Origin of the sequence: Streptomyces flavovariabilis, from assembly GCF_000725785.1 — a bacterium.
Classification (GTDB): Bacteria; Actinomycetota; Actinomycetes; order Streptomycetales; family Streptomycetaceae; genus Streptomyces; species Streptomyces hawaiiensis.
The window spans coordinates 258,312-278,954 of the sequence record NZ_JNXD01000002.1 but is presented as its reverse complement, the minus strand read 5'-3'; the positions used below and the strand labels follow the sequence as shown (position 1 = coordinate 278,954).

The window sequence follows — 20,643 nt, the reverse complement described above, 5'->3', positions numbered from 1 at the left end:
ATGGTGTGTCGGTGAGAACCTGCCGGACGCGTCTGTCCGGTCATCCCCGAAGACGTGGAGACTCATATGCCAGGCGCCATCTACGCCGAAGGTCTGGTCAAGACCTTCGGCGACGTAAAGGCCTTGGACGGCGTCGACCTCGACGTGCCCGAGGGCACGGTCCTCGGCCTGCTCGGGCCGAACGGCGCGGGCAAGACCACCACCGTCCGCTGCCTGACGACCCTGCTGCGGCCCGACAGCGGCCGGGCGGTCGTCGCGGGCCTCGACGTGCTCAAGCAGCCCGACGCGGTCCGCCGCTCCATCGGCCTGTCCGGCCAGTTCGCGGCCGTCGACGAATACCTGACCGGCCGGGAGAACCTCCAGATGGTCGGCCAGCTCTACCAGATGCGGGCGAAGGCGGCGAAGGAGCGCGCGGCCGAACTGCTGGAGCAGTTCCACCTCGCGGACGCCGCCGACCGCCCCACGAAGACCTACTCGGGAGGCATGCGCCGCCGCCTCGACCTCGCGGCCGCCCTGGTCGTCTCGCCGCCCGTGATGTTCATGGACGAGCCGACCACCGGCCTCGACCCCCGCAACCGCCAGCAGCTGTGGGAGGTCATCAAGCAGCTCGTCTCCGGCGGCACGACGCTGCTGCTCACCACGCAGTACCTGGAGGAGGCCGACCACCTGGCCCACGACATCGCGGTCGTCGACCACGGCAAGGTCATCGCCAAGGGCACGTCCGACCAGCTCAAGGCCCGTACCGGCGGCGAGCGCGTCGAGGTCGTGGTGCACGAGCGCGAGCACATCCAGGCCGCCGCCGAGGTCCTCGCCGGCTTCGGCAAGGGTGAGACCACGGTCGAGGAGCACATGCGCAAGCTCACCGCTCCCGTGACCGGCGGCGCCAAGCTCCTCGCCGAAGTCATCCGTGAACTGGACACCCGGGGTATCGAGATCGACGACATCGGCCTGCGCCGGCCGACTCTCGACGACGTCTTCCTTTCCCTCACGGGACACGTGGCCGAGGTCAAGGGCCAGGAGAACGAGAACGACAAGGAGGCCGCCCAGTGAGCGCCGTCACCGACACCGTGCGGGTCGCGCCGGCCGCGAACCCGGTCAGCCAGTCGATCCGGGACTCGATGGTCGTCGCCAAGCGCAACCTGATCCGCATGTCCCGGATCCCCGAGATGATCATTTACGGGCTGATCCAGCCGATCATGTTCGTGGTGCTGTTCACGTACGTCTTCGGCGGCTCCATGCAGATCGGCAACAGCACCAGCGCCGCCGACTACAAGAACTTCCTGATGGCGGGCATTTTCGCGCAGACCGTCACGTTCGCCACCGCCAGCTCCGGCGCCGGCATCGCCGACGACATGCACAAGGGCCTCATCGACCGCTTCCGCTCCCTGCCCATGGCACGCGGCGCGGTACTCACCGGGCGCACTCTCGCCGACTCGGTGCAGACGGCCCTGACCCTGGTGGTCCTCGCCGTGGTCGCCCTGCTGGTCGGCTGGCGCGTCGGGTCGGACGGCAGCACCAACGCCGCCAAGGTCCTCGCCGCTTTCGGCCTGCTGCTCCTGCTCGGCTACGCGTTCACCTGGATCGGCGCTCTGATCGGCATGTCCGTCCGGACCCCCGAGGCGGCCACGTCCAGCGGCCTGATCTGGCTCTTCCCGGTCACGTTCATCTCGAACGCGTTCGTGGACACCAGCCACATGACCCCCTGGCTGCGCCACATCGCCGAGTGGAACCCCTTCAGCGCCACGGTTCAGGCCTGCCGCGTGCTCTTCGCCAACCCGGGCCAGTCGCCCTCGGACGCCTGGCCCATGCAGCACCCCGTGTGGGCCTCGTTGATCTACTCGATCCTGATCCTGGTGGTCTTCCGGACCCTGGCGGTGCGCAAGTACCGCTCGGCGACGGCATGACAGTGCCCCCGGTGCCGCTGCGGCGCCGGGGGCAGATCAGGGCCCGGAAGGCCGGCCGGTCAGCTCTCGTACGGCTCGGCCTTGAGGATCTTCACCGCGGCCTTCTTGCCGTTCGGCAGTTCGTACTCGGCGTCCTCGCCGACCTTGTGGCCGATCACGCCGGTGCCCAGCGGCGACTGCGGCGAGTACGTCTCGATGTCGGAGCTCGCGTACTCGCGGGAGGCGAGCAGGAACGTCAGCGTGTCGTCCTCGTCACCGTCGAACGCGATCGTGACGACCATGCCGGGTGCCACCGCACCGTCCGCCGCGGGCGCCTCACCGACCTTGGCGTTCTCGAGGAGCTGGGTCAGCTGGCGCACACGGAGCTCCTGCTTGCCCTGCTCCTCCTTGGCCGCGTGGTACCCGCCGTTCTCACGCAGGTCGCCCTCCTCGCGCGCCGCGGCGATCTTCGCGGAGATCTCCGCCCGCGCGGGACCAGTAAGGTACTCAAGCTCAGCCCTGAGCTTGTTGTACGCCTCCTGGGTCAGCCAGGTGACGTTCTCGCTGGTCTGGGTCACAGGTGCTCCTCGTAGGTACTGGGATACAAAGCATCGCCCTACCCAGAAGAATGTTCCTTCACGGAAGGGCGAAACCACGAGCCTAACAATTCAGGGGCTAAAGGGGGAGGACATAAGCCACCAGAATCACGTCAAGGCAGGTCAGGCACTACGTATTCCAGGTGACGCCCGGTTGCCGTCAGCCGGCGTGGCAGCCGAGCAGCTCGGCCGTCGTCCCCGGGGAGGTCGTGCGGAGCGTGACCACCTTGTCGATGCGGGTCGCGTCCCCGTCGAAGCGGAAGTCGGCCCGGCCCACCTCGGCCCCGTTCTCGGCCTGTGAGCGCACGGTGCAGTAGCCGTCGGTGCCGGCGTCCTTGCGGACCTCCAGATGCACCTGCACGGACTCCTTGCCCGGCTCGAAGCTGATCACCTCGCCGCTGATCTCGCTCTTGGCCACGTAGTGGTAGCCGAACCAGCCGAGGAGCCCCAGCAGCGCCACCGCGAGGACGGCGCCCACGACCTTGAGTGTGCGGTCGGCGCGCTCGTCCGAGGAACGGCCGTATCGGCCCTCGGGCAGTCGCGTGCTCGCCGTACTCATGATCGTCCTCCAGGCCGGGCCGGGACGAAGGTCCCGGAAGGGGCTCCAGGGCCGGGCCCCGGAATTATTCGCCCCCCGATTCGGTCACTATAGAAGCCGCTGATTGCGCCGAGGCACACAGGGCGCCGACTTACTGAGGATTGAGTCTTGACTGACCAGTTGCGACTGATGGCCGTTCACGCCCACCCCGACGACGAGTCGAGCAAGGGCGCTGCGACCATGGCGAAGTACGTGTCCGAGGGGGTGGACGTGCTGGTCGTGACCTGCACGGGCGGGGAACGCGGCTCCATCCTCAATCCCAAGCTCCAGGGCGACGCGTACATCGAGGAGCACATCCACGAGGTACGCAAGAAGGAGATGGACGAAGCCCGGGAGATCCTGGGCGTCAAGCAGGAGTGGCTCGGCTTCGTCGACTCGGGCCTGCCCGAGGGCGACCCGCTGCCGCCGCTGCCGGAGGGCTGCTTCGCCCTGGAGGACGTGGAATACGCGGCCGGTGAGCTGGTGCGCAAGATCCGTGCCTTCCGTCCGCAGGTGATCACCACCTACGACGAGAACGGCGGCTATCCGCACCCCGACCACATCATGACCCACAAGATCTCGATGGTGGCCTTCGAGTCGGCGGCGGACACCGAGAAGTACCCGGAGGCGGAGTACGGCCCGGCCTACCAGCCGCAGAAGCTCTACTACAACCAGGGCTTCAACCGCCCGCGCACCGAGGCCCTGCACCAGGCGATGCTCGACCGCGGCATGGAGTCCCCCTACGGGGACTGGCTCAAGCGCTGGGAGGAGTTCGGCATGAAGCAGCGCACGCTCACCACCCACATCCCGTGCGCCGAGTTCTTCGAGATCCGCGACAAGGCGCTGATCGCCCACGCCACGCAGATCGACCCGGACGGCGGCTGGTTCAAGGTCCCGATGGAGATCCAGAAGGAGGTCTGGCCGACGGAGGAGTACGAGCTGGCGAAGGCCCTCGTCGATACCTCCCTCCCCGAGGACGACCTCTTTGCGGGCATCCGCGACAATGCCTGACATGAGCGCAAGCGCAAGCCTGGCAATGACGCACCTCGTCTCCTTCGCCAAGGAGGTCGACGAGGACAAGGTCACCCCCGGCGTCCTCGGCTTCATCGTCTTCGCGGCGATGGCCCTGGCGGTGTGGGCCCTGATGAAGTCGATGAGCCGGCACATGAACCGGGTCGACTTCACCCAGGTCCCCGACCCGAAGGCCGAGCAGCCGGAACCGTCCACGGCGGAGCCGTCCGGGACGGAAGCGGAAGCGGAGCCCTCCGGCCGGGGCGGCAAGAAGCAAGGCTGACGCCTCACCCGAGGAGACGCCACCCGTCGGTGGCCCGACACCAAGCGCCCCCGACGGGTTCCTCGCGCGTCGGGGAGCGCCGCCGACGGGTGACTTGCGCGTCGGGGACCGCCGCAGGGGGGTGCCTCGCCCATCGAGGACCGCCGCAGGGGGGTGCCTCGCCCATCGAGGACCCCGCCCACGGGTGACTTGAGCATCGCAGAGAGCCGCCGTGGGGTGGCTAGCGCGCGTTGGGGAGAGCCGCCGAGGGTGCCTCGCGCGTCGGGGACCGCCGCAGTGGGGTGCCTCGCGCGTCGGGGAGCGCCGCGGGCAGGCGGTCGGCGTGACCCGGGGAGCGCCGCCGACGGGGTTGTCCGCGTGCTCCCCAGGTCTACGCCTTCGACTCCACGGCCACGCCCATCACCTCGCGCGCGTGCCGGTTCGGCACCATGCCGAGCCGCCAGGCCTGCCAGCCCGCCTCCAGGGTCACGCCCCGCTCCAGCAGCAGCTGGTACGCGTCGAGGTAGTCGTCCAGCTTCCGGTCCCGCAGCCCATGGCTCTCGCGGGACAACTGCGTCAGCTCCTCCTGGGCCACCGCCGTACCCACCTCCATGCCGCCCGGGGCCGCGTAGGGGAGGAGGGTGCAGCGCAGGAAGCGGGCCCAGTCCTCGCCCCGGCGGTCGCCGTAGGACGCGAAGAGCTCCACCGCCTCGTCGCACAGGGCCAGAGCCTGCTGGGTGCGCGCGTTGCCCGCGTCGACGACCACCAGTTCCAGGCAGGTCCAGGCCTCGCCGTGGGCGACGCCGATGCGCTGGAAGTCGGCCCGGGCATCGACCAGCAACTGCCGTGCGAAGCCCGAATTCCGCAGGGAACCGGTCTGCGCCGCTCGCTGGTCGCGGGTGACCCGGGCCGAGTGGTGGCGGGCGCAGGCCAGACCGTAGACGTCCCGCATGCGGGAGAACATCGTGCGGGCGCGCTCCAGCTCGCGGACCGCCTGATCGAGATCGCCCGTCTCCTCCAGGGCCTGCCCGAGGTAGTACAGGGTCCAGGCCTCGCCGCGCGCGTCCTCGTTGTCGCGATGCCGGGCGGCGGCCCCGCGCAGCTCCTCCACCGCCGGGGACGCGTCACCGGCGACCAGCAGCGCACGGGCCAGCTGGGTCAGGGCCCAGGCCTCACCACGGGCGTCACGGGTGCGGCCGTACAGCTCGAGGGCCGCGCGCAGCTCGGACTCGGCGCGCGGGACGTCGCCCATGCGCAGACCCAGCTGGCCCAGCTGGAAGTGGGCCCATGCCTGGCCGTGCACGGATTCGCCGGCGCGGTGCAGCACCAGGGACTCGGTCAGCAGATCCAGCGCCTCCGCCACCCGGGCACGGTCCCGCTCCACCGCCGCGAGGGCGTGCATCGTCCACGCCCGGTCCACGGCCAGCGCGGGAGAGGCCTGCAACGCCAGGGCCTCGCGGAGCTTCGCCGACGCCTCCGTCAGGTTGCCCTGATGGTGCAGGGTGATGCCGAGGGAGCACAGCGCGCGGGCGGCCCCGGCGTCATGGTGGGCCTCCCGGTAGAGGTCCACGACCGAGGTGAGCGTCGTGCGGGCCTTGTCCAGCTCGCCCAGCTGCCGCGCGGCGATACCCGTACGCCACTGCACCGAGCGGACCAGCAGCCCCTCGTCCACCGCCTGAGCCAGCTCGCTGATCTCGCCCAGGCGGTACAGGTCGCCCCGCAGCAGGCAGTAGTCGCACAGGGCCCCGAGCAGGTTCAGCACCGCCGCCTGGTCCACACCCTCGGCGTGCCGCAGCGCCGCCGTGATGAAGCTCGACTCGTCGTCCAGCCAGCGCAGCGCCTCGTCGAGGGAGGTGAAGCCGTACGGGCTGAAGCGGTTGGTGCGGGTCGACATGTTGCCGTCGACCATCCGCAGCACCGAGTCGGCCAGCTCGGCGTAGTTCACGATCAGCCGCTCCTGCGCCGCCGTGCGCTCGGCAGGGTCCTCCTCGTCGAGCAGGCGGGCCTGGGCGAAGGAACGGACCAGGTCGTGCAGCCGGTAGCGGTCGCCCCGGACGTGGTCGATCAGCCCGGCACGGGTCAGGGTCTGCAGGTGACGCTTGGCCTCCGCCTCGTCCGTGGCCAGCAGCGCGGCGGCCGCGGCGGCGCCGAGCGAGGCCCGGCCGGCCAGGGCCAGCCGGCGCAGCAGCCGCCGTACGGTCTCCGGCTGGTCGGTGTAGCGCAGCCACAGGGCGCGCTCGACCGGTTCGACCGGGCCGTACGCCGCGAGGTCCGTGGCCAGCGCCCGCGGGGAGCGCGGGCCGAGGCACGAGCCCGCGATGCGCAGCGCCAGCGGCAGCCCGCCGCACAGCTCCCGGACCCGGTCCGCGGACTCCGCGTCGTACGGTCCGGAACGGTCCTGCGCCGCCGCGCCCAGCAGCTCCTCCGCACCGGCGGCGTCCAGCGGCGCCACCGCCAGCTGGTGCACCCGCGCGGGCAGGCCCTCCAGCTCCAGCGGGCCCCGCGCGGTCACCAGCACCAGGCTGTCGGACCGCTCCGGGATCAGGGCACGGATCTGCTCCGCGCCCGAGGCGTCGTCGAGGACGACCGTGACCGGCAGGCCCGTCAGATGCTGGTGATACAACTCGCTCAGCCGCCTGACCTGCTGGTCCGGGGAGGAACGCTCACGGAACAGCAGCTGCTCGCGGGGCGCGCCGAGCCGGTTCAGCAGATGCAGCAGGGCGTCCCGCGTGGACAGCGGGGACTCGCCCGGCCCGTCGGCGCGCAGATCGACGACACAGGCGCCGCGGAAGTAGTCCTTCAGATCGTGCGTCGCGTGCACCGCGAGCGTCGTACGGCCGCCGCCGGGCGTGCCGTGCAGCACGACCACCGTCGGCTGCGTCTCCGTGCTCGCCCGGGCCGACTGCACCCACTGCCGGATCTGCGCCAGCTCGTGCCGCCGCCCCGCGAACGGCTCCGCCGGCTCCGGGAGCTGTCCGAAGGACTGCTCCAGCACGTTGCGTCCGCGTGCCGCCGCGCTCTTGTCCGTGCCCCGCAGTCGCGGCCCGGTCTTCTTCGGCCCGGTGGAGGCCGCGAGCACCCGCTGCTGGTCCAGGAACGGCCGGATGCCCCGCACCTCCAGCGCCGTCAGCCACTGCAGCCGCAGCTGCTCCGGCCCGCCCGGCTGGCTCACGGCACCGGCGCGACGGCTCGCGGCCGGCAGATGCGACCCGACCACCTTCACCACCGTCGCGGCGGCACCCACGACACCCACCGTCACACCCGCGCCCAGCGCCGTCCCGGTGTCCGTGCCGAGTGCCATGTCGGCGACGACGGCCGCGACGGCCGCGACCCCGGCCACCAGCAGTGGCGTCCCGGCTCCCTCCCGGGCGTAACGCTGCCCGAAGGTCAGGTGCCCGGCCGCCGCCTCGTCCAGGGCGCGCGTGTAGGCCTCGTACTCCTCGCTCGCGCTCCGCGCCATCGCGTCGAGCCCTCCGCGTGCCCGCGCGAGCAGCACCTTCCCGTCGCTGCGCCCGCCAGAGCGGCGGACCTCCTCCTCCACGGCCCGCGCCAACAGCCGCTCGGCCTCCGCCCGATGACTGTCCCGCATGTCAGGTCCCCCTCCGGCGGCAACTCCTGTGCCTAAGAGTGTCCTTGGTGGGAGGCGTGAGCGCGAGGGGGCGACGATCAACGTTTGGGGTCCGGTGACCTACGAGCTGCTCGCTCGCCCGGGGGACGGGTTCCGAGGCCGGGTGGCCGCCGTGAGGCAGGATGGAAGCATGCCGAACCGACTGGCGCACGAGACGTCCCCCTACCTCCTTCAGCACGCCGACAACCCCGTCGACTGGTGGCCCTGGTCGGCCGAGGCCTTCGAGGAGGCCCGGAAGCGGAACGTGCCTGTGCTGCTCAGCATCGGATACAGCAGCTGTCACTGGTGTCACGTCATGGCTCACGAGTCATTCGAGGACCAGGAGACCGCCGAGTACCTCAACGCGCACTTCGTGAGCGTGAAGGTCGACCGCGAAGAACGCCCCGACGTCGACGCCGTCTACATGGAGGCCGTGCAGGCGGCGACCGGGCAGGGCGGCTGGCCCATGACCGTCTTTCTCACCGCGGACGCCGAGCCGTTCTACTTCGGTACGTACTTCCCGCCCGCTCCCCGCCAGGGCATGCCGTCCTTCCGGCAGGTGCTCCAGGGCGTGCACCAGGCGTGGGACGACCGGCGGGACGAGGTGACCGAGGTCGCCGGGAAGATCGTCCGGGACCTGGCCGGGCGGGAGATCTCCTACGGCGACGCGCGGACCCCCGGCGAGGAGGAGCTCGCGCAGGCGCTGCTCGGGCTGACCCGGGAGTACGACCCGCAGCGCGGCGGATTCGGCGGGGCGCCGAAGTTCCCGCCGTCCATGGTGCTGGAGTTCCTGCTGCGCCACCACGCCCGCACGGGTGCCGAGGGGGCCCTGCAGATGGCGCAGGACACCTGCGAGCGCATGGCCCGGGGCGGTATGTACGACCAGCTCGGGGGCGGCTTCGCCCGCTACTCCGTCGACCGCGACTGGGTCGTGCCGCACTTCGAGAAAATGCTCTACGACAATGCTCTGCTGTGCCGGGTCTACGCCCACCTCTGGCGCGCCACCGGCTCGGAGCTGGCGCGCCGGGTCGCTCTGGAGACCGCCGACTTCATGGTGCGTGAACTGCGCACGAACGAGGGCGGGTTCGCCTCGGCGCTGGACGCCGACAGCGACGACGGCACGGGCAGGCACGTCGAGGGCGCGTACTACGTGTGGACGCCGGAGCAGTTGCGCGAGGTGCTCGGGGAACAGGATGCCGAGCTCGCGGCGCAGCACTTCGGCGTGACCGAGGAGGGGACCTTCGAGGAGGGCGCGTCCGTCCTCCAACTTCCCGTGCGGGAGGGTGTGTTCGACGCGGAGAAGCTCGCCTCGGTCTCGGAGCGGCTGCTGGCGAAGCGGTCCGAGCGGCCCGCGCCCGGCCGGGACGACAAGATCGTCGCCGCCTGGAACGGCCTCGCGATCGCCGCGCTCGCCGAGACCGGCGCCTACTTCGACCGGCCTGACCTGGTCGAGGCCGCCGTCGCCGCCGCCGACCTCCTGGTCCGGCTGCATCTGGACGAGCAGGCCCGGCTCACCCGCACCAGCAAGGACGGCCACGCCGGCGCCAACGCGGGTGTCCTGGAGGACTACGCGGACGTGGCGGAGGGCTTCCTCGCGCTCGCGTCCGTCACCGGGGAGGGTGTCTGGCTGGAGTTCGCCGGGTTCCTCCTCGATCACGTCCTGGTGCGCTTCACCGACCCCGAGTCGGGCTCGCTGTACGACACCGCGGCCGACGCCGAGCGGCTGATCCGCCGTCCGCAGGACCCGACCGACAACGCCGCTCCGTCCGGCTGGACCGCGGCTGCGAACGCCCTGCTGAGTTACGCCGCGCACACCGGGTCCGCGCCGCATCGCGCCGCCGCCGAGAAGGCGCTCGGGGTCGTCAAGGCGCTCGGGCCGCGGGTGCCGCGCTTCATCGGCTGGGGGCTCGCCGCGGCGGAGGCCGTGCTGGACGGGCCGCGCGAGGTCGCGATCGTGGGGCCGGCCCTCGACCACGAGGGCACAAGGACCTTGCACCGCACGGCACTTCTGGGCACCGCGCCCGGTGCGGTGGTCGCCGTGGGCGCCCCGGAGAGCGATGAGTTCCCGCTGCTCGCGGACCGTCCGCTGGTCGGCGGTGAACCGGCCGCGTACGTCTGCCGTAACTTCACATGCGATGCCCCGACGACGAGGCCTGACCGGCTGCGTACGGTCTTGAGTGGCTGAAGTCACGTATCAACGGAAACATGGTCTTTATCTGAACAGCCCCCAGGCTTCACAGTTCCCCCCTAATCTCTGCACAGTGACGTGGCGGATGAGGCCGCACCGGCCCACCGTCACGATCGGGGGTTCTGGGATCTGGGGGGATCTGTTTGCTGACGTCTGTCTTCATCGCTGCCGTTTCACTGGCCCTGTTCTGGATGGCGGCCTTCACCCTGTGGTGGCAGATGCACGCCTGGCGTACGCCGGAAGTGCTCGCCTCCACCCGGTTCAGCAGTCCGGACGGGGACGAGCACGTCTCCTTCTCGCTGCTGCTGCCCGCGCGGCACGAACAGGCGGTGCTGGACCACACGATCCAGCGGCTGCTGGAGTCGAGCCACACCGACTTCGAGATCATCGTGATCGTCGGGCACGACGACCCGGAGACCACCGCGGTGGCCGAGCAGGCCGCCGCGCGTGACCCTCGGGTCCGGGTCGTCGTCGACACGCACGAGAAGAAGAACAAGCCGAAGGCCATGAACACGGCGCTGCCGCACTGCCGCGGCGACGTCGTCGGGGTCTTCGACGCGGAGGACCAGGTCCACCCCGAGCTCCTCGCCCACGTCGACCACGCCTTCCGCACCACCGGCGCGGACGTCGTTCAGGGCGGGGTGCAGCTGATCAACTTCCACTCCAGCTGGTACAGCCTGCGCAACTGCCTGGAGTACTTCTTCTGGTTCCGCTCGCGGCTCCACCTGCACGCGCAGAAAGGTTTCATTCCGCTCGGCGGCAACACCGTCTTCGTCCGCACGCACGTCCTGAGGGACGCCGAGGGCTGGGATCCGAACTGCCTCGCCGAGGACTGCGACCTGGGCGTGCGCCTGTCCAGCATCGGCAAGAAGGTCGTCGTCGCCTACGACTCGGACATGGTGACCCGTGAGGAGACCCCGGGCTCGCTGATGTCCCTGCTGAAGCAGCGCACCCGCTGGAACCAGGGGTTCCTCCAGGTCTACCGGAAGAAGGACTGGAAGCAACTGCCCACCCTCGGGCAGCGGCTGCTCGCCCGCTACACCCTGATGACGCCGTTCATGCAGGCCTTCACCGGCCTGATCATCCCGCTGAACGTGGCGATCGCGCTGTTCCTCGACGTGCCCGTCGGCATCGCCTTCATCACCTTCCTGCCGGCCGTCACCGCACTGGTCACCTTCGTCTTCGAGATCGTCGGACTGCACGACTTCGGCAAGCAGTACGGGCTGCGGGTCCGCTTCGCGCACTACCTGAAGCTGATTCTGGGCGGCCCCTTCTACCAGGTCCTGCTCGCCGGTGCGGCCGTGCGGGCCGTGTGGCGTGAGCAGCGCGGCCGCAACGACTGGGAGCTGACGACCCATGTAGGCGCGCATCTCGGCGGGACGGCCACGAGCCGCCAGGGCGTCCCCGTGACCCGAGAGGACGTGCCCGCGTGACCTCCACCCTTCCCGTGGTGACCGCTGCGAAGGTCCCCGCGCAGCGCCGGCCTGCGCCCGGCACCGGTGCGCACCGTCGCCCGGAGCCGCCGAGCCGGCTGCGCTCCTCCCGGCCCGACCTGATCCTGTGCGGTGTCCTCCTCGCGGCGATCCTCGTCGTGCAGGGCTGGAACATCGGCGACTACCCGGCCCTCAGCGACGACGAGGGCACCTATCTCGCCCAGGCCTGGTCGGTCCAGCAGGGCGACGGCCTCGCCCACTACACCTACTGGTACGACCATCCGCCGCTCGGCTGGATCCAGATCGCCGTGCTGACCTGGATCCCCGCGCTGATCAGCCCCGAGTCGATGACGGTGGGCACCATGCGCGCCGCGATGCTGGTGATCAGCGGCATCAGCGCGGTCCTCGTCTACGTCCTGGGCCGCCGCCTCGCCCTGCCCCGCTGGGCCGCCGGGCTCGGCATGGTGTTCTTCGGCCTCTCGCCGCTGGCGGTCGTCCTCCAGCGGGAGATCTTCCTCGACAACCTCGCGGTGATGTGGACGCTGCTGGCGTTCACGCTGGCCGCGTCCCCGAGCCGCCACCTCTGGCACCACTTCGGCGCGGGCATCGCGGCGGCGACGGCCGTCCTCACCAAGGAGACGATGCTCGTCGTCCTGCCCGCCCTGTTCCTCACCATGTGGCGCCACAGCCATCGGGACACCCGCAAGTTCGCCCTCACCGGAGCCGTCACGGCCTGCGTCCTGATCGGCTTCTCGTACCCCCTGTTCGCCCTGCTGAAGGGCGAGTTGCTGCCGGGCGCCGGGCACGTGTCCCTCTGGGACGGCGTCAAGTACCAGATGACCCGACCCGGTTCGGGCTTCATCCTCGACCAGGGCTCCGGCTCCTGGGGCGTGCTCCAGTCGTGGCTGTACTACGACAAGGTCCTGCCCCTCGGCGGCCTCGCGGGCGCGCTGCTCCTGCTCGTCACCTGGCGCTGGTCGGTCACCGCCCGCGCCCTGGCCGGACCCGCCCTGGCCGTGGCGATCTTCGCCGCGCTGGCCCTGCGCCCGAACGGCTACCTGCCCGCGATGTACGTGATCCAGGCTCTGCCGTTCCTCGCGCTGGTCCTCGCCGGAGGAACCGCCTCCGTCGCCCACGCGGTGCTGAGCCGCTGGCGCTCCGAGGCGGAGAAACGGTACGTCAGTGTGAGCCGGTACGCGCTCGCCGCCGTCCTCGCCCTGGCCGCCGGCGCCTACGTCGTCCCGCGCTGGTACGACGGTGCCCGCACGGCTGTCACCACCGACGCCAACGCTCCCTACAAGGCGGCGTCCAAGTGGCTGGCCACGGAGGTCGAGGACCCGGAGCGCACCCGCGTCCTGGTCGACGACGCCCTCTGGCTGGACCTGGTGCACCAGGGCTACCGGCCGGGCCTCGGCGTCATCTGGTTCTACAAGGCCGACCTCGACCCGGCGGTGACGAAGACGATGCCGCGCGGCTGGAAGGACCTGGACTACGTCGTCGCCTCACCGACGGTGCGTCGCGACGCGGCCGACCTGCCCAACGTCAAGGCCGCCATGGAGCACTCGGACCCGGTCGCCACCTTCGGCACCGGCGAGGACCGCATCGAGATCCGCCAGATCCAGACGTCCGCCGGAGGCGCGCGATGAGCCAGGAGTCCACCGTCCCCGGCGAGGTCGTCGAGACCGCCGAGATCCCCGAACCGGGCGCCGTCACCATCGTCGTACCGACGTTCAACGAGTCGGCGAACGTACGGCAGTTGCTGCGCCAGATCACCGAAGCCGTCCCCGCCCGGCTGCCCTGTGAGGTCGTCTTCGTGGACGACTCCACCGACGACACGCCCGACGTCATCGAGAAGGCGGCGCAGGACTGCCCCTTCCCGGTGACCGTGCTGCACCGGGAGGAGCCGGTGGGCGGGCTGGGCGGCGCCGTCGTCGAGGGACTGAAGGCGGCCACCTCCGACTGGATCGTCGTCATGGACGGCGACTGCCAGCACCCGCCGTCCCTCGTGCCCGACCTGGTCGCCACCGGTGAGCGGGCCAACGCCGGCCTCGTCGTCGCCTCGCGGTACATCAAGGGCGGCAGCCGGGCCGGACTCGCGGGCAGCTACCGCGTGGCCGTCTCCCGCGGGGCGACCTGGCTGACCAAGGCGCTGTTCCCGCGCCGGCTGCACGGCATCAGCGACCCGATGAGCGGCTTCTTCGCGATCCGCCGCAGCGCGGTCACGGCGGAGGTGCTCCAGCCGCTCGGCTACAAGATCCTCCTGGAACTCGCCGTCCGCAGCCGCCCGGGCAGGGTCACCGAGGTGCCCTTCGTCTTCCAGGACCGGTTCGCCGGGGAGTCCAAGTCGACCGCCCAGGAGGGCTTCCGCTTCCTGCGCCATCTGGCCGGGCTGCGCGCCGCCTCGCCGGTCGCGCGGATGATCGGCTTCGGTCTGATCGGGCTGACCGGCTTCGTACCGAACCTGCTCGGCCTGTGGGCGCTGACCGCCACCGGCATGCACTACGTACCGGCGGAGATCCTCGCCAACCAGCTCGGGGTCGCCTGGAACTTCGTGCTCATCGAGCATCTGCTGTTCCGCGAGCGGCGCCGGCACCGGCGCTGGTGGGACCGGGCCGGGCGGTTCGCGCTGCTCGCCAACGCCGATCTCGTGCTGCGCATCCCGCTGATCGCCCTGTTCGTGCACCAGTTCCACCTGGGCGTGCTGTCCGCCACCGCGCTCGCGCTGGTCACGACGTTCGTCCTGCGCTTCGTGGCGACCGAAGCGCTGGTCTACCTGCCGCGCCGGGCCGGTGAGGAGCCCGCGTGCGACGGCCGCACCGCGAGGAGAGCCGTGTGAACAAGTACCGGAGAAGGACCGCACTCGTCGGCGTGGGCGCGCTCACGGCCGGCCTCCTGCTGACCGCACCCCAGCCGGCCTCGGCCGCCAACCTCATCAAGAACCCGGGATTCGAGACCGCCGGCACCGGCGACATGCCGTACTGCTGGGAGAAGTCCGGCTGGGGCGACAACGACTTCACCTTCACCGCCACGGCCGACGCGCACACCGGCTCCAAGGCCATGAAGGTCGAGCTGACCCGCCGGGCCGAGGGCGACCGCAAGGCGCTGATCACCGAGTCCGCCGACTGCGCGCCGGTGGTGACGCCGGGCAAGCAGTACGACCTCGGGCTCTGGTACAAGACGACGACCCCGGACGCGGCGATCACCCTGTTCCGGCACGACGCCACGGCCGGCTGGCAGTACTGGACGGACCTGAAGACACTGGACATGGCCGGCGACTGGACCGAGGCCACGGTCCGCACCCCCGAGGTGCCGGCCGGCACGGACCGCATCTCCTGGGGCGTTTCCGTCTACGGCACGGGCTCCGCCACTACCGACGACTACACGATGGACCAGGTCCCCGACCCGGTCCTGCCACCGCAGTGCACCGGCACGGCCGAGCAGTGCGCGAACGGCGAGTGGGACGTACTGCCCACGCAGAACCCGGTCCGCTCCATGCACTCCGTGGTACTGCGGGGCGGCAAGGTGCTGCTCATCGCGGGCTCCGGCAACGACGAGTCGATGTTCGAGGCCGGCACCTTCACCTCCGCCGTCTACGACCCGGCGAACGGCTCCTACAAGGTCATCCCGACACCGAAGGACATGTTCTGCGCCGGCCATGTGCAGCTCCAGGACGGGCGCGTGCTCGTGATGAGCGGCAACAAGGGCTATCCCACGGCGGACGGCAGCGTCGGCTACCAGGGCTACAAGGACTCGTACATCTTCGATCCGGAGACCGAGACCTACACCAAGACCAACGACATGAACGACGGCCACTGGTACCCGTCGGCGACGATTCTCGGCAACGGTGACGTCATCTCCTTCGGCGGGCTGCGCGAGGACTCCACCGGCTCGGTCACCGCCGAACTGTTCTCCGAGGCCGAGCAGCAGTGGCAGCCGCTGTGGAAGGTCAACCAGACCTGGTCGTACTGGGGCCTGTACCCGTCGATGATCCTGATGCAGGACGGCCGCCTCTTCTACTCGGGCAGCCACGTCTTCGGCAACAACATTCCCGGCACCGGCTCGGCGATCTACGACTACGACGCCAACACCACCACCCAGGTCCCGGGCCTGCGGAACAAGGACGAGCGCGACCAGTCGGCCAGCGTGCTGCTGCCCCCGGCGCAGGACCAGAAGGTCCTCACCCTCGGCGGCGGCAACATCGACTCCAACCCGGAGGCCAACCGGCTGACCGACATCATCGACCTCAAGCAGCCCAGCCCCTCGTACGTGGCCGGGCCGCCGATCCCGCAGGGCACGGTCGACCTGGGCAACGGGCCCGTCCCGCAGACCGGGAACCAGGGCAAGATGTACGTCTCCGCGGTGCTCCTGCCCGACGGCAAGGTGCTCGAGACCGGCGGCGCGCTGCACAACCGCGCCAACCCCGTCTACGAGACGTCGATCTTCGACCCCGCGTCGGAGACCTTCGACCCGGTGGCCGTCGACCCCGAGGCGCGCGGCTACCACTCCTCGGCGTTCCTGCTGCCCGACGGCCGCGTGATGACCACCGGCGACAACCCGGGCAACGGCTCCTGGAACCACGACGTGTCGGTCTACAGCCCGCCCTACCTGTTCAAGGGCCCGCGTCCGCAGATCACTTCCGTCATCGACACCGAGTGGAACTACGGCGACACCCAGCGGATCACCGTCGACCGGCCCATCGCCAAGGCCGAACTGATCCGCCCGGCCGCCGTCACGCACTCCTCGGACCCGAACCAGCGGTTCGTGGACCTGCCGCTGTCCGTCGACGGTGACAACGTCGACCTGAACGTGACGAGCAATCCCAACCTGGCCCCGCCCGGCTGGTACATGCTCTTCGCGGTCGATGCCGACGGCGTGCCGTCGGTGGCGAAGTGGGTGCACCTCCAAGGCCCGCAGGCCCTCAGGGCGACCGACGCCTCGGCCCACGTCCACGACTTCGCCGACGCGCCCCGGGGCAAGGTCACGGGCCCCGGCAAGAAGCGGGCGGCACAGAAGGTCAGCCCGACGATCTCCGGCTGCGACCGCCACTACGGCTCGATCAACGTCTGCGTGCCGACCGACTTCCCGGCGGAGGTGAAGAAGACGACGGCAGCCCGCTGCGAGTGGCTGAAGGCGAACGACTACGGCCGCCTGAAGGTCAACGGCAAGGACGACCCACTGGGCCTGGACCGGAACCGGGACGGGACCGCCTGCGGCACGGGTGACGTGAAACGCCGCTAGCCGTTGCTGCGCGACTCCTCCAGGGCGCGCTCCACGATGGCTTCCAGCTGCTCGTGGTGCGCGCCCTTCCAATACGCCCGGCCGCACGCGGTGCACTGCGCGAACACGTCGTACGTGGCATGCGTGCCGTGCTTCAGCTGGTCCGCGACCTCGTCCTTGGTCGCCTTGCGGAGCAGCCCGTTGCACGCGGTGCAGCGCGTCCACGGAAGCAGCTCGGGCCGGAACCGGTCCAGGACATCGCGCAGCTGCTCCTCGGGACTCGTGCTGTACACGAACGCCCCCGCCCACAGCTCGCGCCTGCGCAGCAACCCCCGGTCGCGGCTCAGCAACACCCGCTGCTCGGCCGCCGAACGGGTCGCGAGGGCCGGGTCGCCGATGTCGGTCGACTCGTAGGCCGTGTCCACGCCGAGGAGCCGCAGCCGGCGGGCCAGTGTGCCGAGGTGCACGTCGAGGAGGAAGCGCAGGGGAGCGCCCGGGACCTTCTGGGGGCGCGTCACGGTCCGTACGGTCACCGACTCGCCGGCCGTCGGAACGTGCGCGAAGGGCACCTCGCGGCCGTCCACCAGCAGCGCGCCGACCTCGGTCAGCGGCACACCCAGCGACTCGATGACATGGCCGAGGCTGGAGAAGCCGTCGGTGGCGGCCCGCACGCTGCCCGCCTGCCGGGCCCGGGGCACGAACACCTGAAGCTCGGGGGCGAACTCGACATGGATCTCGGGACCGTTCACCCGGTCAGGATGCCATGGCGAAGGCGCCGGTCTCAGGGTCTTCCGGTCGGCAGGCCGACCTCCAGGACGTCCAGGGCGCGGTCGACGAGGTTCCGGATGTCGTCGCGGTGGCCGGTCTCGGCCCAGTAGTGGGAGACCTCCATCAGACCACCCATCACGGACATGGCGAAGACCCGGAGCTCCAGGCTGTCCGGGTCGAGCCCGGAGCGCTCGGCGAGGGCCTCGCGCAGCAGCCGGCCGGTCGCGGCCATGCTCTCCATCATCCGGGCGCGGACGGCCGGGACCTCGACCCCGAGCCGCGTCCGCAGCCGCGTCACCTCGGGCTCCTCGGCGAGGCTCAGGTCGAGGGCCGTGCGCATCACGTGCCGGAGGGTGTCGGCCCACGACTCGTCCAGCGGCCGGGTCCGCAGCTCCTCCATCATCACCGGGTCCCACTCGTCGGTGATGACGATGTCCTCCTTGGTAGGGAAGTACCGGAAGACGGTCGACGGCGACACCTCGGCGCGCTCGGCGATCTGCTCGATCGTCGTGGCGTCGTAGCCCTGCTGCTCGATCAGCGCGTAGGTCGCGGTGCGGATCGCCCGGCGGGTCTTGATCTTCTTCCGTTCCCGGAGTCCCGGCTGGGGGCGGTCGGCGGGGGTGGTGCGTGCGGCCGTCATGGAGGTCATTGTCGGGCATCGGCCTCGGGCCCGGCCATGGCCGGGGTGTCGTGCTCGCCGTCCGGGGCGGTCCGGGTGCCGGGCAGGAACGCCCCGGCGAGCAGCGCGGCGACCAGGGCCGCGACACCGCACACCAGCAGCACGACGCCCATGCCGTGGACGTAGGCGCTGTCCGCGGAGGTGGCCAGGCCGGCCGCGCCGGTGCGTTCGGCGACGAGGTGCGCGGCCACCACGGACTCCCCGGCGGTGTCGGCGGCCCGGGCGGGCAGTCCGGTGACGTCGAGGCGGTCCCGGTAGACGCCCGCGAGCAGGCTGCCGAGCAGGGCGATGCCGATCGCGCTGCCGACCTGGCGCAGGGTCATCAGGAGCCCGGATCCGCTGCCGGCCCGGTCGGCGGGCAGTGCGGCCAGCGCCCCGTCGATCGCCGGGACCACCGCGAAGCCGAAGCCGAGACCGGTGACGGTCAGCCACAACGCGGTGAAGCCGTAGCCGGAGTCGGGTGCCGTACGGCTGCCGAGCAGGGCGGCGAACGCCAGCACCACCAGGCCGCAGGTGATGACCGCGCGAGGGCCGAACCGGGCGACGACCGGCTGGGCGCCGCGCGCCGCGACCATCAGGCCGCCCATCATCGGCAGCAGCCGCAGCCCGGTGCCGAGGGCGTCGTGGCCGAGGACGGCCTGAAGGTAGGGCGGCAGCAGGAACAGCAGGCCCGCCAGGACGAAGGTGACCAGAGTCGCCGTGAGGGCGTTCACGAGGAAGCCGCGGTGGCCGAGGAGCTCCATGTCGAGCATGGGCCGTGCCGCCCGCCGCTCCCGCAGCACCAGCCCGGCGAGCAGGACGGCGGCTCCGGTGAGGAACCCGGCCACCAGGGGGTCGGCCCAGCCGCGGGTGGGCGCCTCGATGATGGCGCAGACCAGGGCGCCGAGACCGGCCGCGGTCAGGGCCGTGGCGATGATGTCGACCTTGGGGGAGGACGGGTCGCGCGTCTCGGGGAGAAGGAACAGGCAGGCCGCGACGCCGATGCCGACCATCGGGACGTTGATCAGGAAGACGGAGCCCCACCAGAAGTGGTCGAGCAGCCAGCCGCCCAGGACCGGGCCGAGCGGCATGCCCAGCGCGGAGGCGGCCGACATGACGCCGATCGCCTTGGAGCGCTCGTCCGGTCCGAAGAGCGCGGGCAGCACGGCCAGCGCGAGCGGCATGACCAGCGCGCCGCCGACGCCCATCACGGCCCGGGCGGCGACAACCCAGGTCACGTCCGGGGCCAGGGCGCCCATGACCGAGCCGGCCAGGAAGATCCCGAGCCCGGTGACCAGCATCAGCCGCCGCCCGAACCGGTCTCCGAGCAGCCCGGCGGGGAGCATCAGCGCCGCGAAGACGACGACGTACGCGTCCGCCGTCCACTGCTGTTCGCCCGTGCTCGCGCCGAGTTCCTCGGCCATGGTCGGCAGCGCGACGTTGAGGATCGTCATGTCGAAGCCGAGCGTGAGCATGCTCGCGACCAGGGCCGTCAGGGCCCACCAGCGGCGGGGGTCGGGCGTAATGACAGTAGCCATGAAATGAAAGTAACTATCAAAAGATAGCGACTGTCAACCTCTGGCGATCCCCGGGCATGCAAAAAGGCCACGGCTCGCAAGCCGTGGCCTTTCGCGGGCGAGAGGGGGACTACCCGTGCTGGTACGCCACCAGTGAGATCCCCACGTAGTGCGCGATGAAGGCTGCCAGGGTGAGGGAGTGGAACACCTCGTGGAAGCCGAACCAGCGGGGTGAGGGGTTCGGCCGCTTGATCCCGTAGACCACGCCGCCCGCGCTGTAGAGCAGACCGCCGACGATGACCAGGACGAGGACGGCGACACCGCCGGTCCGCATGAAGTCCGGCAGGTAGAAGACGGCGGCCCAGCCCATCGCGATGTAGCAGGGCGTGTAGAGCCAGCGCGGGGCGCCGACCCAGAAGACGCGGAAGAGGATGCCGGCCACGGCTGCGGCCCAGACGCCCCACAGCAGCCACTGCCCCTTGGTGCCGGGCAGCAGCAGCATGGTCAGCGGTGTGTACGTGCCCGCGATGATCAGGAAGATGTTGGCGTGGTCCAGCCGCCGCAGGACGCGGTCCATGCGCGGGCTCCAGTCGCCCCGGTGGTACAGCGCGCTCACGCCGAACAGCAGGCATGCCGTCAGGGCGAAGATGCCGCAGGCGATACGCCCTCTGGAGGAGTCGGCGAGGGCGGTCAGTGCCAGGCCCGCGACCAGAACGGCCGGGAACATGCCGAGGTGCAGCCAGCCGCGCAGCTTCGGCTTCACCGGGTGCGGCAGGGAGAGTGCCTGCGGACCGTGGCCGTCGGCCGCCGAGTCCGTGGGCGCGTCGGGGACGAACGCAGTCATGGCCAAATGGTAGCTACGGAACCGTAAGTGGCGTGTCGGTGCCACGGATCGACCGGCGAAGAGTGGCCATCCTCTCACTGTG

At 70.8% G+C, this 20,643-nt stretch carries 16 protein-coding genes; 9 read left to right on the top strand and 7 right to left on the bottom strand.

From position 1 onward, the window contains the following. The first annotated feature begins 66 nt into the window (after positions 1–66). Positions 67–1,050 (top strand): daunorubicin resistance protein DrrA family ABC transporter ATP-binding protein, encoded by a 984-nt coding sequence (locus tag IO24_RS0106270; protein WP_031132722.1) that lies wholly within the window; start codon positions 67–69, stop codon positions 1,048–1,050. Next, positions 1,047–1,904 (top strand): ABC transporter permease, encoded by an 858-nt coding sequence (locus tag IO24_RS0106265; RefSeq protein ID WP_031132720.1) that lies wholly within the window; start codon positions 1,047–1,049, stop codon positions 1,902–1,904. Before IO24_RS0106270 ends, IO24_RS0106265 begins: the two co-directional genes overlap by 4 nt. Before the next feature lie 59 nt (positions 1,905–1,963). Here IO24_RS0106265 and greA read toward each other — a convergent pair whose 3' ends face one another. Together greA and IO24_RS0106255 are read right to left on the bottom strand one after the other, a co-directional pair. Further along, positions 1,964–2,461, bottom strand: a complete 498-nt coding sequence (greA, locus tag IO24_RS0106260; protein WP_031132718.1) for a transcription elongation factor GreA — start codon at positions 2,459–2,461, stop codon at positions 1,964–1,966. A 178-nt stretch (positions 2,462–2,639) separates the two neighbouring features. Then, positions 2,640–3,038, bottom strand: coding sequence for a DUF4307 domain-containing protein (locus IO24_RS0106255; protein ID WP_031132716.1), 399 nt, complete (start codon positions 3,036–3,038; stop codon positions 2,640–2,642). Between the two features lie 147 nt (positions 3,039–3,185). On the opposite strand from IO24_RS0106255, the gene mca reads away from it, so the two are divergent. Both mca and IO24_RS0106245 read left to right on the top strand, forming a co-directional pair. Further along, positions 3,186–4,067, top strand: a complete 882-nt coding sequence (gene mca, locus IO24_RS0106250) for a mycothiol conjugate amidase Mca (RefSeq protein ID WP_031132714.1) — start codon at positions 3,186–3,188, stop codon at positions 4,065–4,067. Next, positions 4,060–4,350 (top strand): hypothetical protein, encoded by a 291-nt coding sequence (locus tag IO24_RS0106245; RefSeq protein WP_045295954.1) that lies wholly within the window; start codon positions 4,060–4,062, stop codon positions 4,348–4,350. The genes mca and IO24_RS0106245 overlap by 8 nt, the downstream gene beginning before the upstream one ends. 370 nt (positions 4,351–4,720) lie before the next feature. On the opposite strand, the gene IO24_RS0106240 is transcribed toward IO24_RS0106245, so the two are convergent. Next, entirely contained in the window at positions 4,721–7,918 is a 3,198-nt protein-coding gene (locus IO24_RS0106240) for a tetratricopeptide repeat protein (protein WP_031132710.1), read from the bottom strand. 169 nt (positions 7,919–8,087) lie between these two features. Between IO24_RS0106240 and IO24_RS0106235 the strand changes: the two genes are divergently transcribed. The 5 genes from IO24_RS0106235 to IO24_RS0106215 all read left to right on the top strand — a co-directional run bounded on the left by IO24_RS0106235 (position 8,088) and on the right by IO24_RS0106215 (position 16,795). Then, on the top strand, positions 8,088–10,121 hold the full coding sequence (locus IO24_RS0106235) for a thioredoxin domain-containing protein (protein ID WP_031132708.1): 2,034 nt from the start codon (positions 8,088–8,090) through the stop codon (positions 10,119–10,121). Positions 10,122–10,267: 146 nt separating this feature from the next. After that, entirely contained in the window at positions 10,268–11,557 is a 1,290-nt protein-coding gene (locus IO24_RS0106230; protein ID WP_031132706.1) for a glycosyltransferase, read from the top strand. Continuing rightward, entirely contained in the window at positions 11,554–13,203 is a 1,650-nt protein-coding gene (locus IO24_RS0106225) for an ArnT family glycosyltransferase (protein ID WP_031132705.1), read from the top strand. The genes IO24_RS0106230 and IO24_RS0106225 overlap by 4 nt, the downstream gene beginning before the upstream one ends. Further along, positions 13,200–14,393, top strand: coding sequence for a glycosyltransferase (locus tag IO24_RS0106220; protein ID WP_031132704.1), 1,194 nt, complete (start codon positions 13,200–13,202; stop codon positions 14,391–14,393). Before IO24_RS0106225 ends, IO24_RS0106220 begins: the two co-directional genes overlap by 4 nt. Further along, the gene (locus tag IO24_RS0106215; RefSeq protein WP_031132702.1) at positions 14,390–16,795 is read left to right on the top strand and encodes a galactose oxidase family protein; all 2,406 of its coding nucleotides are present in this window, start codon (positions 14,390–14,392) and stop codon (positions 16,793–16,795) included. The genes IO24_RS0106220 and IO24_RS0106215 overlap by 4 nt, the downstream gene beginning before the upstream one ends. Here IO24_RS0106215 and IO24_RS0106210 read toward each other — a convergent pair. From IO24_RS0106210 to trhA, 4 genes are all read right to left on the bottom strand, one after another. After that, positions 16,792–17,523, bottom strand: coding sequence for a Mut7-C RNAse domain-containing protein (locus IO24_RS0106210; protein ID WP_031132700.1), 732 nt, complete (start codon positions 17,521–17,523; stop codon positions 16,792–16,794). The genes IO24_RS0106215 and IO24_RS0106210 overlap by 4 nt on opposite strands. A gap of 32 nt (positions 17,524–17,555) precedes the next feature. Beyond that, on the bottom strand, positions 17,556–18,182 hold the full coding sequence (locus tag IO24_RS0106205) for a TetR/AcrR family transcriptional regulator (protein ID WP_037667419.1): 627 nt from the start codon (positions 18,180–18,182) through the stop codon (positions 17,556–17,558). Positions 18,183–18,187: 5 nt separating this feature from the next. Then, positions 18,188–19,738, bottom strand: a complete 1,551-nt coding sequence (locus IO24_RS0106200; RefSeq protein ID WP_031132695.1) for an MFS transporter — start codon at positions 19,736–19,738, stop codon at positions 18,188–18,190. A gap of 109 nt (positions 19,739–19,847) precedes the next feature. Then, on the bottom strand, positions 19,848–20,561 hold the full coding sequence (trhA, locus tag IO24_RS0106195) for a PAQR family membrane homeostasis protein TrhA (RefSeq protein WP_031132693.1): 714 nt from the start codon (positions 20,559–20,561) through the stop codon (positions 19,848–19,850). Positions 20,562–20,643: the final 82 nt, after the last annotated feature.

What these genes read in the sequence shown, in the direction of transcription:
- trhA (WP_031132693.1), bottom strand. Translation starts at nt 20,561, where the DNA reads ATGACTGCGTTCGTCCCCGACGCGCCCACGGACTCGGCGGCCGACGGC.
- IO24_RS0106255 (WP_031132716.1), bottom strand. Translation starts at nt 3,038, where the DNA reads ATGAGTACGGCGAGCACGCGACTGCCCGAGGGCCGATACGGCCGTTCC.
- IO24_RS0106240 (WP_031132710.1), bottom strand. Translation starts at nt 7,918, where the DNA reads ATGCGGGACAGTCATCGGGCGGAGGCCGAGCGGCTGTTGGCGCGGGCC.
- IO24_RS0106200 (WP_031132695.1), bottom strand. Translation starts at nt 19,738, where the DNA reads ATGGCTACTGTCATTACGCCCGACCCCCGCCGCTGGTGGGCCCTGACG.
- IO24_RS0106220 (WP_031132704.1), top strand. Translation starts at nt 13,200, where the DNA reads ATGAGCCAGGAGTCCACCGTCCCCGGCGAGGTCGTCGAGACCGCCGAG.
- IO24_RS0106270 (WP_031132722.1), top strand. Translation starts at nt 67, where the DNA reads ATGCCAGGCGCCATCTACGCCGAAGGTCTGGTCAAGACCTTCGGCGAC.
- IO24_RS0106235 (WP_031132708.1), top strand. Translation starts at nt 8,088, where the DNA reads ATGCCGAACCGACTGGCGCACGAGACGTCCCCCTACCTCCTTCAGCAC.
- IO24_RS0106245 (WP_045295954.1), top strand. Translation starts at nt 4,060, where the DNA reads ATGCCTGACATGAGCGCAAGCGCAAGCCTGGCAATGACGCACCTCGTC.
- IO24_RS0106205 (WP_037667419.1), bottom strand. Translation starts at nt 18,182, where the DNA reads ATGACGGCCGCACGCACCACCCCCGCCGACCGCCCCCAGCCGGGACTC.